Annotated in this window: 8 protein-coding genes and 1 pseudogene; 4 read left to right on the top strand and 5 right to left on the bottom strand. The window is 63.4% G+C overall.

Annotation, left to right across the window (positions count from 1 at the left end):
• Positions 1-83: 83 nt before the first annotated feature.
• Positions 84-271, top strand: a pseudogene (locus ACWDZ6_RS09515) (YciI family protein); the annotation flags it as partial.
• 274 nt (positions 272-545) lie between these two features.
• Complete coding sequence (locus tag ACWDZ6_RS09510; protein WP_451502406.1) at positions 546-842, top strand: GYD domain-containing protein; 297 nt, start codon at positions 546-548, stop codon at positions 840-842.
• Between the two features lie 576 nt (positions 843-1,418).
• Here the strand turns inward: ACWDZ6_RS09510 and ACWDZ6_RS09505 are convergent.
• The 5 genes from ACWDZ6_RS09505 to ACWDZ6_RS09485 form a co-directional block, all read right to left on the bottom strand.
• Positions 1,419-1,913 (bottom strand): DUF1003 domain-containing protein, encoded by a 495-nt coding sequence (locus tag ACWDZ6_RS09505; RefSeq protein ID WP_451502405.1) that lies wholly within the window; start codon positions 1,911-1,913, stop codon positions 1,419-1,421.
• A gap of 360 nt (positions 1,914-2,273) precedes the next feature.
• Entirely contained in the window at positions 2,274-2,552 is a 279-nt protein-coding gene (locus ACWDZ6_RS09500; protein ID WP_451502404.1) for a DUF6959 family protein, read from the bottom strand.
• A gap of 533 nt (positions 2,553-3,085) precedes the next feature.
• The gene (locus tag ACWDZ6_RS09495) at positions 3,086-3,301 is read right to left on the bottom strand and encodes a hypothetical protein (protein ID WP_451502403.1); all 216 of its coding nucleotides are present in this window, start codon (positions 3,299-3,301) and stop codon (positions 3,086-3,088) included.
• A 421-nt stretch (positions 3,302-3,722) separates the two neighbouring features.
• Positions 3,723-5,897: an NACHT domain-containing protein gene (locus ACWDZ6_RS09490; RefSeq protein WP_451502680.1), complete on the bottom strand. Its 2,175-nt coding sequence runs from the start codon at positions 5,895-5,897 to the stop codon at positions 3,723-3,725.
• A 3,153-nt stretch (positions 5,898-9,050) separates the two neighbouring features.
• The gene (locus ACWDZ6_RS09485) at positions 9,051-9,587 is read right to left on the bottom strand and encodes a hypothetical protein (protein WP_451502402.1); all 537 of its coding nucleotides are present in this window, start codon (positions 9,585-9,587) and stop codon (positions 9,051-9,053) included.
• Between the two features lie 786 nt (positions 9,588-10,373).
• Between ACWDZ6_RS09485 and ACWDZ6_RS09480 the strand changes: the two genes are divergently transcribed.
• A complete protein-coding gene (locus ACWDZ6_RS09480; RefSeq protein ID WP_451502401.1) occupies positions 10,374-11,027 on the top strand; it encodes a hypothetical protein in 654 nt (217 codons plus the stop codon).
• Positions 10,987-12,207, top strand: coding sequence for a helix-turn-helix domain-containing protein (locus tag ACWDZ6_RS09475; RefSeq protein WP_451502400.1), 1,221 nt, complete (start codon positions 10,987-10,989; stop codon positions 12,205-12,207). Before ACWDZ6_RS09480 ends, ACWDZ6_RS09475 begins: the two co-directional genes overlap by 41 nt.
• Positions 12,208-12,218 lie beyond the last annotated feature (11 nt).

The raw sequence follows: 12,218 nt of genomic DNA, 5'->3' as shown, positions 1-12,218 counted from the left end.
ACCGACGCTCACATGCGTTGCCCAGTCCACCACGAGCCGCCCCGCCTCAATCGGGCCCGTTCACGGTCGTCCGGATGAGACCCGCGTTCGCCTTCGACGAGCCTGGCTGTGAGGCAGGCGTGTACCGCGACGTCCTGCCGCGCGGGATGACCCAACACGTCGGGGCGCGCAATGTGGGATTCCCCGTGGCCGCACCGGTGGCAACCGGTACCTGGTGCCCGGCCTCGGCACGGTCCGGGCCGCCGACCTCGCCGTGCCGCCCGCCCAGGACCACCACCGCCGTACCCAACCAGGGCGCCGTCGTCAGACGCCGGCCCGACCGGCAGGACGTCACCACCGTGAGGGATGCCGACTGCTGCCGCCGTCCGCACCCCGCCGCTGCCGTCATCACCTGCATTCGTGCCGCCGAGCTGACCACCGCCTGAGGAGTTCGATCGCTGACCGCTCGTATCACCCGTTCTGGTGCGCTTCTCATGCGCAGTACGCGAGTGATGCCCAGAATTGACCCACGATGTGTTGTGTCTCCTTCCTAGGGGTGAAGGGCCATGCCGACGTACGTCACGTTGCTGAACTGGACCGATCAAGGGGCCCGCGGCTTCAAGGACACCTCGCAGCGCGCCGAGGCCTTCGCCGCAGCGGCACAAAGGCTCGGGGCAAAGGTCCTGAACATCTACTGGACCGTCGGTCCTTACGACCTCGTGACCGTCGTAGAGGCACCCGACGACGAGACCGCCACTGCGGTGCTCCTACAGGTCGGCGGGTTGGGCAACGTCCGTACCACGACCCTGCGGGCCTTCGGCCGGGAGGAGATGGACCGCATCATCACCAAAGCCACTGGCTGAGCACTTTGTGAGTACGAGTGAGCGGCGATAGGCCCTCCGCCCACTGGATTCCTCTGGGCCCTCGGCATTCGGGCGACTGATCTGGGCAAACGCTTCATGATCCATCCTGCACATAGGCCGCGGTTTCCGACATCCGGCCGCTGCGAGAGGCATACGGCTGCACACACGCCAAGACCCCGTCCTCAGCCAAAGCGCTGATGGTGGGGTCTTTGGGCACCTCATACAGGGTGCCCCCGCCTCGGCCGTGCCGCTGACCTGTGAAATCGAGTCTTCAAAGGTCACGTGTGCGTGATTCTCACGCCCCACTCACGCGGAGCACGCCCCCTGGTGAGGCCTTTGGGACCTCCGAAGAGTTGACGTTGGGCAGGACGCTTACAGCAGCCACTCGGTATGAGTTCCGTCGTCAGTCCCGGCTGCGCCGGTCGCGGGGCACTCGTTCAAATTCCGGGCAGGGGCACGGCCTGCCCGAGTGGCCGGCCAGCGTACGGCCCCCTGACCATGCTCGACCCCAAACCGGCCAGGCCACCGGCCAAGCCGCTCCACCGACCTCCTACGGAGAACTCGACGGTCCCGCATTCACGCCGGATGCTCAGTCTCCTCGTCTACCCTTTTCCGGCTCTGTGTGATGAGCGCCTGCGTCTGCCTCTCGATCTCTTCCGGGTCCAAGCCCAGGGCACGTCCTAGATTGGTCGACCAAACCTCCGAACGCACACTGGCCTCATAGTTCAGATCGGCGCGGATCATGTCACGCGCGGCCTGACGGTTCTGACTCACCATGACGAACGTCGACAGGAAGATCGCCTCAAGGCTGACAATCATGGTGAGAAGCCCGAAAGGGAAGGGGTCGAAGACCGCATCCTCTCCGAACAGGCCTTCGTTCACCACAATCCAGCCAGCGAACCACGCCATATGCACGTAGACGAAAGCCATAGATCCCGCGAAAGCGGTGATCACGTCCGCGATGTGGTCCTGCACGCCGCGCTGGCGCGCGAAGAGGTCCTGCTCATGTGGCAGGCGAATGAGCAAGCGCGGCCACGGACGGCCTGCTGGACCGTTGGAATGGGACGTCATGACGTCATCCTGCACATACTGCAGGCAACAGCGTAGAAGCACTGCCTCGGCGCGTTGAGGCACGCCATCGCTCCGGCGGCCCGGGCCCTGGACGTGCGCCCCGTGACGGTCCTCACTGGCCTACGCCAATTGGCCGAAGCGGCTTGGTGACCTTCAGCACCGCATCGCACGAGGGCAATGGACGGCTCTCACCGACGGCGCCAGGCCTTGCGGAGCCACTGACAGCGCACCGGATGCGCACTGGTAGGAGCGGGGACCAGCGGGCAACAGGGGCAACACAAGAGGGCAGCCGACAGGCGAAAGCGACCGTTGTTGCTGGTCGGTAGCCATCAGGCTGCGGACGGCTCGTGATTCCCAAGCTCAGAGCTCAGACCGGTAAGGCAGCGGGATCGCGTGCGCTTCCAGCGCAGCGGAGAAGCGCGCGAGCAGCTCGTCGAGGTCCTCCAGGAGGAGGCCGGCGGTGTCGCGGGCCTCAGCGTCGTCGCCGCGGTCGGAGGCCTCCACCACTGCAGCGACGTCGCGGCGAAGGATGGAGAGAAAATCACCCTGGACCAGTACACCGGGGAAGCGGCGGCCAGGCAGGCGCACCACTGCGTTGTTGCCACCGTCTGTGAACAGCTCAGCCTCGACACGCTCCATACGGTCATCCAACCTGACATCACCGGGTGACGTCACCAGGTGACATCAACAACAGCGGACGGAGCCAGCGTTGAGCGATCGTGAGCGGTCATGCCCCAGGCGGTCAGGTGCTCCTCAAGGCCCGTCCGCGCGAAGTCCCAGAGCGGTGGTCAGTACAGCAGCCAGTACGAAGTCTCCGCCTTCACAAAATCAACGGCGGCCGGCCATGAGTCGTGGCGTGTTCAGGCGCCGGTATCTCACTCGCCACTCACTCGCGATCGGTGATGGAGAACGACAAAGAGCCGGACCCAGTGGGACTGGGTCCGGCTCTTGAAGTCTGGCACTTCCGCGGGTCAGCGGTTTGATCACGCTGGTCCGGATGAAGTGCCCCCGGCAGGATTCGAACCTGCGCACACGGCTCCGGAGAGATTGCGCCGATCAAGCCTCACAACCCCTCTGACCAGGGGCGAAGCCTGCCAAGGGCGCGCCGTGACGCTCACTGTGTCGGGTATGTGTCGAGCACTCTCACAGCGGCCCTGCGTCGAACCGGGCGTCTATTCAGAGAACCGAGTCGCCAGCGGCCCATACGGATGTTCAACCAGACGGCGGAAGCTCTGCGGGGTCTGGAGGAAGACCTGATACCTCTCCTCCTCCCACGGCGGGATCCCAGCCTCGGTCCACACGACGAACCGCCGGCCGTCGCACAGCACGATGCCGATGTCCTCAACCAGCTTCCGCGCGTTCGCGGTGAAGCCGGAGGTCGTCACCAAGTGCAAACTCCGGCAACTAGTAGCGCTCGGTTAGGAGCAAACGCATCTGGGGCCGCGGAGGTGGCCGAGTGCTAGTCAGTCCGGAGCGGATGGTAGGTGGCCGCGCGCTCTGGCTCGATGCGTGTATCCAATGCGACAGGCCCCTTGAGTCTTACGCGTCTCTGCTGGTCAGAGTGGCGGGACTTCGCCTACGGGAGCCACCAGTTCACAAATAGACCGTGAGACTCGATCAGCTGTCTCGCGCTTAACCACCTTCGCCGGATGCTCCACTGGTGCGCTCTTGCGGCGTTCACATAGTCAGCCACTGTCGCGTGCTGGGAAGTTGCCTCTGACAGTGCCACGCGTACGAGGGGGAGCGACGTGGGGGATCCAGTGTCGGACTGGCACCGCATGGGCTGTATGCCGTCAGCGGGAGCATGTCTCAGGGCCGGGGCGTAGGTACTGGCCGGCTAGCGAGGTGATCTTGGAGCTCCCGATGCCTGAACTGCCACGCTGTCCCGGCCACGCGAAGGATGCCTAGTTGGTAGCAGGAGTTGAGAAAGCGGCCCAGCCGCCATGGCAGGTGACCGTGGCTGCATAGAAGAAATGCGAAGTACCGCAGGGTTGCCCGACCTGCACCGGTCATAAGCCCAAGTATGAGCCCATAAGCTAGCCCATATGCGAGGCCGAGCCAGGTTCCGTTATTCAAAGCGACCGCTAGTTCGGTCACGAGTCCGGCCCCTACCCCGTAGGTGATCAATGTGACGAGGTCTCCGCGCAGGACGTCACATGGATCGGTCGACGGTTGATCACCACTGGCTATAAGTTCGTTTCTGAAGGCTTCGAAGAGGCCCAGGGCCAAGCCCATTGCAGGCCCGAACTTGAGTCCATCTCTGATCCCTCTGATGGGACCGTCCGTGAAGGCCGTGATGAGCGCGATTACGACACCTGTGGCGATGCCGCCAACGACTCCACCCACTACCAGGCGAGCGAAGCGGCGTCGTCCTGCCCGCGTGCGTAGACGGTGTGGATTTAGGCGCTGAGGGTGGGGCCACGTCCGACTCCCTATTACTACTGTCCCGAGCGCAAGCACCACGCCAGACCCTAGGAGTTGCACGGAGCCTGCCGTGTCGAACTGCCCTAGCAGCATCACAGTCACGGCCGCCGCCAACGCCGTAGTCAGGGCGTAATCGATCAGCCTGACCACGCGGGCATTGGCGAGCGGCCACAGCTCGTGAAGGACGAGGTCGGTGTTACTGAGAATGCGGCCAGCAACTGAACGCTGGGGTCTGGATGGGTTACCGGCATTCTCGTTGAGGTAGCGGGCAAGGACCGCAAGGTGGCGCCATGCGGTGTCTGAGTCAAGCCACGGTGGCCGTCCTCTCAGCCCGGTGCGGCCTTCGCCGACTCGTGAGCCCGAAGTTTCGTCGCTCCCATGTCTGGGTGCTGCCACGGCAGCGCCTATGAACCGGTCAAGGAGATAGCCATAGAGCTGTCCACTGGCAGCAAGGGAGATTAGGTCACCAGGGTCCCGCAGGTAGCCGCCGCTTGAGGTGCGCTCCTGAAAGACCGTGGCGGCCAGAGTCAAGCGCCAGGGGGTATCCAAGGCGCGGGCCAGGAACACAGGTGCTGAAACGGCGGTGGTGCCAGCAGTTGATGCTGTGTCCAGGGCATCGAGGGCCGGCTGCCAGCGGACCCGATTCAGGTCGGTGAGGGCTACGCGTTGTTCCAGGTAGGCGCGGGCGCGCAGTGGGTCTACACGAGCAACGGCGATGTGAGCAACGATCCGAGGTTGGGAGTCGGCAGCAACCAAAGCCTGATATGAGGAATGGCGACTGGTGATAACGACTGGGCAGTGCGCCCCGCCACTCTCGAAGCGTTCAACAGCTCGTAGTAGAGACGCGGCGCGGGATTTGTAGCCCGGATTGGGTTGCGCGTCCATCTCATCCAGGCCGTCGATGACGGGAAGAACTAGGTCAGCGTCGACGAGTGAGGAGGCATCACGGGGGCTGAGGTTGTAGACCTGAACGAGGTGCCCACGCACCCACTTTCGTATCTCGCTGCCAGGCCAAGACGCGGCGGTCAGCCGCACCGGTACCGGATCGCCAGTGTCGCGCTTTTTAGCCAGCTCCAAGAGCAATGTCACCGCGAGTACGGTCTTACCTGCTCCCGCGTCCCCGGCACTGGCCCTGACACCGGCTGCGGCGGATGCCGCGCCGGTAATGATGGCTCGTCCTGGCCTCAGACGCCGATAATAGTCAGCTATACCCTCCAGTGTCCCAGCGGGCTGCGTGCCACTGACGCCGGTTGCAGTTGCGGTGAAAGTCAGATCAATCCGCCCGGTCGGTGCAGCAAGTCCGCTACCCAGGAGCTGCCGGTACTGCGCCCCCTCCCTTCGCACCACCGCCCGCGCCAGCTCATCAGCAACCACCTCGCCCGTCCGCTGCGCATGCAGTCCGCGCATCGAAAACCACAGCCCCCAGCCGCCAAGGACTGCTCCGACCAGGCCAGGCCCCACAGACAACACGCCGGCGGTGTCCGCATCGGCCAACTTCACCTCACCCAGCGCGAAGAAGGTCCACCATATGCCGCCGAGGCAAAGCGCTCCGCTGAGCATCGTTGCCAAGGTCCGCACCGCACGCCCCCCACTGACCATGGCCACCATCCTGTACGCGATGACCAGGCCATGCGCACGAATCGACCAGTTTCTTGAAGGGCTGCCGTTGCAGAGTCGTCGTAGCCCAGAGCTTGGGCCGTGCGGCCAGACCCAGTTACCTTTGGCGATACGAACCCTGAGAGATTGCGCCGATCACGCCACGCACCCCATCTGACCTGCAGGGGAGGCTCCGGTGGCAGCGCGGCGGCACGAACTGTGTCGGGCATGTGTCGGGCGTCATCAGCCAGCCCATCCGATCTCCCGCACCTCGATGGCCCCGGCATGTGGCATGTACTGGATCCAGCAGCGAGGCCCGAACGCCTCGCGGATCTCCTCGACGCTGCCCGAGTCCCGTGCGTCCGGCCACGCCTACGGATCCGCTTATTCAAGGCGATGCTATGTCCACAGTTCCACGATGAGCCCGACGCTCGTTGAGTCGACAGGGACGGCTTCGAACGTACCGATGTGTCCCTCATCAGTCGCGAAGCAGTATGTCGCTCCAAAATGCATGGGAACAAGGAGCGGCTCCTCGCCCGGTCGCTCTGCCAGTTCGCCTTTACAGAAGGCTTGGTTGATCGTGTTCGAGTCACTCACGTGCACAGCCCGCCCGCTGACCACAACGATGTCCATGCCGTAGGTGCCCAGGTCGCCGCCTCCGTTAAGATCAGCAAGTTCGGGAGATGGTCTGTCGAAGTCCCACCAGTTACCCGATGTTCCCGGATATTCAATTCGGACATAGAATATGTGCGGCTTTCCCGAGGGCTTTGTAATCGGGGGCGTAGGCGCGGCGCCGGACGGGGCCGGGGCTTCTGTCGGATCCCAACCTCCCCAACCTGGGGCGGTCGGCTCCCAACCAAGGGCGGGTGGATCAGAGGGTACGGATTTCTGCGAGCCTGCCCAGACGGTTGCGAAGAGGACTGATGCCAGCATGGTGGCGAGCCCACTCGCGATGAGCCCGGAGCGTGAATGGGAACGGATGACCCAACTTGGTAAGTGGGCGGCACGCCATCGGCGGGGGGCGCGGCGTTGGGTCGCATTCTGTTCTACAGCCGGACCGCGAACGGCGGGCGGCTCCTCCTTGGCAGCGGCGCCATGGGTGCGCGCCGCTCCGTCAGCTCCCAGCGGTGGAAGGCCGGCGGGGGTGAAAGCCGGCGTCGTGCGCGCCACGCCCACCAGTATCTGCGACCTGAGCTTCTGAGGAGATCTGCGCACCGGGGGGGCGAAGGCTGGAGTGGTTCTCGAGATGCCTGCCAGCAGGCGCCCGATCATGGAGTCAGCCCGCATGAGCCCTCCCCTCGCTGGTCTGGTCATTGGACGCCGAGTTGCCCGTCGCGGTTCCGTCAGAGGCCACGCCGCCCACGACGGGCGCAGGCGGGGAGACCATTTGTTCGACGGCTTGTCGTCCGAACTGTTCCACGAGTTTCGGAGCAGCGATTCCAGCCCCAATGGCGCTGGCTACGGCACCCATCTGGCCACTCGCCCCTATGGCGGCCGCTGCCACCACGCCCGCACCCAAGCGCAGGAACACGGTTAGTGCATACGGTGCGGGGCCAAGTTCGCCGGGCCTGCGCCACGGAAAGTCCTTCACCCGACGGATGGCAGCGATCAGGTCGAGGGCCTCGATTACCGCTGCTCCACCGAGTCCCCATAAACATGCGACCCACATCGGCATGGTGCGCCCCCGGTTGTGCTGTTCTGTGCCTGAGTGGAGGACCAGCTTGGCACGGCTCGGGGGCTAGCGACGCTCTTTTGCGAAGCTCCTCCGGACACCACGAGCGACACAGTCGGATGCCACAGGGCACCATGTGGGAGTCACTGAGGAGGGTGAGTGCGTCTGCGGTCGTGATCCCGCTGTCCGCTGCTGCGGCTGCTAGCAGTCGGGGCAGTGGAGGCGTCGCGCTGGTCCGTCGAGCTGCAACACAGGGGGATGTTGGAGCCTCCTACAACCGGCCAACCCGGACGAAGGAGGGACAGCTGAATAGCGGCGGTTTTCAAGAACGGCCCCTGCAGTGTGCCTTCACGGCTGTGACGTGGACGTACGAGCCTCGACGGGTTTCGACAGTTGAACCATGGCCGCAGGTTGCCCGAACGCACCCGCCAGCGTGCGGGTTGGTCTGACGTGGTGCGCGGACGACCTCAGGAGAAGATCTTCCCCCGGACTTCTCCCAAGACATTCGATGCCCATATTTCTGACGAGGCCGGTCACAAGAAGTGGACCAGGCGGCAGGATGGTCGTGGTCACCCGGTGAGGGAGGAGGCAGCCGGCATGACTGACACCCCCGAACTCCCCTGCCCACAACCACTCCCGCAGCACCCGGCCCTAGCTGGAGCGCGGAAGTGGCCGTCTGTCCGAGTGTGGGTGCGCCGGCAGAGCGGGAGGCTTGACGTTGCATCGCTGACCCCGTTGCGAGAAGGGCGTGTCGAGTACGCGCTCCTGCCCTGCGACGCGGATGCCCTGGTACGTCTCAGCCACATCGGGGTTGGCGCTAGCCGCGCCAGCCTGTACGTGGCTCCCCTCAACTCCCGTGCCCACGACAAGCGGCTGGTGCTTTGTTTGCGGAGCACTGCGGGCGCAGTACGCGTGCATGGGTCAGTCACCAACGTCAGAGACACGCTGTTCAAGAAGGCACGGACAGCGCTTCTCAGCATCACCGCGGCGCACAAGGAGGACGGCCGCCCAGATGCGGCAGCTGCATGGGACACGCTCGCGCGTAGCGTTCTTGTCGCCAAGCGAGCTTCACAGCAGGCTGGTAGAGGGCGCAGTGTCCACACGGTGTCGGGCGGTCTGCCTTCACTCGGCAGGCGCACCTGATCTGCGCAGCCTGAGAGTGCGGGCCTTTCTCACGACCCCTTCGTCCCGAATAAGATCCGATCTTGGTGCGTACCAGGGTGAGGAGGAGTTTCCCCAGGTGGGCCTGTTGGTATCCGTTGGTACGGTTTGGCGCCTGGTCGGCGTTGGGAGAGGAACTTCTCCCAGATTTCTCCCAAGTGGCTGACGGGTTAGTGCACAACGCCTACACCCGGATCATTGATCCCCGAGCCGGGCCCATGCGTGAACAGGGCATCACCAACCCACCGGGCAAGAACTAGCGGTCGTCGGTTCCGCGTGCTACATCAGCGGCTGAGGACAAGATGCCAGTGGGTGAAGTTGCCCAGGCTCGCAACATCCCGCTTTTCAAAGCCTGCCCTCTCGAGCATCCTCTGGCTCGGAAGATTCCTAGGCCTCACCTTGCCCCACACGTTCACATAGAGGCTGTCAGGTTCGCTGCCAAGGACGTCGTGCAACGCCTCGTCGAGTACTTGGTTACCGAACCGCTGGTTCTGTCGGCGGTAGCGATTCGCTACCCCGAGCATCATCAGCATCCGCGTGGCCTCGCCCTCCGGAGCAGCGAGCGCCGGATCGCTCGACTCGATGCGGGCATGGGTAAATGCGGCCGCGATGCCCTTATCGTCCTCTGCAATCAGAAAGCGCTGGTCAGGGTAATTCGACGCACTGATGTCGTTCCAGACTTCGCCTTGGAAGTACCTCTGTACCTCCCGCTCCCACTGGGGAGGCTTCCTGCTGGGCGGAGCCGGAATGCCGCAGACAAACGCGGCGAGCGCCGCCGAGTCCCTATTCTCTTCAGCTTGGCGCCATTTGACAGGGATCACGGGCGAGGCGGCAGCTTCCGCACCGGACGGTTGGGGTCCCGCATGGCCTTGCCCATGGCTTCGGCCTCGGTGCGGGTGAGCGTCATGATCTGCTCAGACACACTGCGCGGCGTTGGCCTCTTGATCGTCTTTGGTTTGGCGACCTTAGGCCTTGGGATGCCAGGCAGGGGCACCATCATTCCCCTACGACCACTCATTGGAGCCGCTGGTGGGTTGCGACGGGCCGTACCCGTCAGCGCGGAGGCCGACTTGGAGCCCTTTCCTGTGGCATTGCCTAGAGGTTTTTTGCGGAGCTTTGCGACGGTAGCGGCAACGCTCGCTACCGGGTCGCTGTCCCTCTTCGCCCGCTTCATGGGCCCAGCGTAGCTACAACAGCCATGCAGTGGATAGGGATTGGCGTGTGACCTAACCCGTTAGCGCATGGTGGCCCCGCCCCCTACGCCGCGCGGGTGCCCTCACGTCCACTCTGCGGGCCAGACGCGCCGTGGTTTGGACCTGGTCCGTAGTCAGCGAACCGCGGGCTCGTACCTCCAACAACTGCGGGGTCGCCGGCGCCCGCCCGCGCATAAGTGCTGAGATCTTAGTCACACTCACTCGGCTCTCGGGGCGTCGAGAAGCAGCAGTCTGTTCGATTGATGAGTTTGGGATTTTCGCAGGTCAAGATGGGTTAATCCTGCTAGGATGCACCCGTGAGCTCACATATATCGAACAGCGCTGCAAGCTGGACCAAGGGTGAAATCTGGGGTACAAATATTCCTCATGGGATCACCCCTCATGCTTCGACTGATGGCGCGCGAGTACGAGACCGAGCTCTCCTTGCTGCGGGATCTTCTGGACGACTGTGTGCAGAAGGTAGCGTCAATGACCAGCGACGCAGCGAAGCCACCAAACGGGCCAGCAATGTCTGCTCTGGCTCGCACGGAGCTGATCGCATCAGCGCGCTCGTCAATGGCGGTCCAGCGGTCCCGCATGCAGATTCGCGAGGCTGGGACAGCATGGGTGCGTGTGAGGCTGGATGGTGCAGTAGTCCAGCCGCGTCTCCGCATGCGACCGCCCTCAGCGAAGCATGTGGAGCCCTATCTGTTCGACGAGGCCACGCTCCTCGGGCCGGCGGGGTCCGTCGTCCTGCTCTGGAACTGGGACGGTTTCGGCTCCCTTTACTCGCTGACCTTGAGTCGCGTCAAGACCATGCAGCGCTGGGGTATCTCCTGCGACATCCTGGAGGAGATCAGAATCCCGGCGATGTCGGCTGGTACCGTCGAGCATCCTCTGTTCGGCGCTCCAATCGGGTCGCGCAACGAGGACGACGACCTGGCGGGTGTCGTCGGTGTATGGGGCGACGAAGAGGACATCCGGTCGGAACAGGAAGTGTCCGACACCCGCGACGAGGACAACCGCGATGATGACGAAGGCAACTCCACTGTGGGGGGACAAGCCTGACGTAGAGATTTACGGAGAGCGACTGCGAGATGCTCGCCTTATTCAGCGCTTGCGCTCTGGCGAGGTCGCGGCCCAGGCGAGCATCTCGCAGTCCTGGTATTCAAAGCTAGAGCATGCAATTTGCACCGCGCTGGAGTGGCGGAAGGCAAACGATATCGCCCTAGCTCTGGGCTTTTCCGTCGCGTTTCTCGCGTCGCCGCCGGTCACAGCAGTGCAGCGCGGTAGCTTGCTATTCCGCGCAAAGAAGAGCTTGTCCAAGTCCGAAGAGGACCAGCTTGTATCTTGGTCTCGCCTGGTGGGGGACCTGATCCATGCTGCGGAGCCACGTCTACGTCTCCCACTGCTGCGAGTACCGCGGATTCCTGTAGATATGGGACCCGTCGATGCGGCGCACGCTGTACGCCAATCTCTCGGATTCTCCCAAGATGAGCCGATCCCTCACCTCGTAAGAAGCCTGGAGAGGGGCGGCGTTTACGTCGCGACGATTCATTTTGATGGCGATCTGCACGCCAAAAATCACGATGCATTCTCGACCTGGATTGGTCCTATGCTCGACCGGCCGTTGATCGGCCTTAGAGCTAACGATTCATGGGAGCGAACGAGAATGTCCGTCGCTCATGAGCTAGGCCACTTGGCCATGCATCAATCGCGCCGTGAGGGCGACCTGGAAGCTGAGGCGTATTCGTTTGCAGCGGAGCTTCTGCTGCCATTGGAAGTGCTACAAAGCGAATGGCCGAGGGCTGTTACTCTAAGCTCTCTCGCTCCCCTCAAAAGGACTTGGGGCATGTCTCTGGCATCCCTAATCGAGCACGGGTATCGCAATGGTCTCCTTTCTGGGACCCAACGGACAAGCATGTATAAGCAGATGTCCAACAGGCGAGACCCTGTGTCTGGTGAGCGCATGCGTGTTCGCGAGCCGGGCTGGCGTGATCGGGAATCCGAACGACCTAAGCTAGTCGCCATGGTTGCCGAAAAGGCTTTCGGGGCAGACCTAACGCTCGAAACCCTGGAGAATAAGGTGTTTTCGTGGAGGGTTGACTTCTTGAAAACGCTACTTAGTGGCCAGGTCACTGAATGGGCCCAGCGAATTAGCAGTTCAGAGGGCGAACCTGAATTCGATGATTCGCGGCTGGCGGACGTAATTCCTTTTGGTTCACGGTTTCAGGCTGTAGTGCGCTGACCGCCAAAGCA

It is taken from the genome of Streptomyces sp. NPDC002926, assembly GCF_053591755.1.
Note: the sequence above shows the minus strand (reverse complement) of the source record. Positions and strands in the feature narration are given on the sequence as shown.

What these genes read in the sequence shown, in the direction of transcription:
- ACWDZ6_RS09510 (WP_451502406.1), top strand. Translation starts at nt 546, where the DNA reads ATGCCGACGTACGTCACGTTGCTGAACTGGACCGATCAAGGGGCCCGC.
- ACWDZ6_RS09505 (WP_451502405.1), bottom strand. Translation starts at nt 1,913, where the DNA reads ATGACGTCCCATTCCAACGGTCCAGCAGGCCGTCCGTGGCCGCGCTTG.
- ACWDZ6_RS09500 (WP_451502404.1), bottom strand. Translation starts at nt 2,552, where the DNA reads ATGGAGCGTGTCGAGGCTGAGCTGTTCACAGACGGTGGCAACAACGCA.
- ACWDZ6_RS09490 (WP_451502680.1), bottom strand. Translation starts at nt 5,897, where the DNA reads ATGCTCAGCGGAGCGCTTTGCCTCGGCGGCATATGGTGGACCTTCTTC.
- ACWDZ6_RS09480 (WP_451502401.1), top strand. Translation starts at nt 10,374, where the DNA reads ATGGCGCGCGAGTACGAGACCGAGCTCTCCTTGCTGCGGGATCTTCTG.
- ACWDZ6_RS09475 (WP_451502400.1), top strand. Translation starts at nt 10,987, where the DNA reads ATGATGACGAAGGCAACTCCACTGTGGGGGGACAAGCCTGACGTAGAG.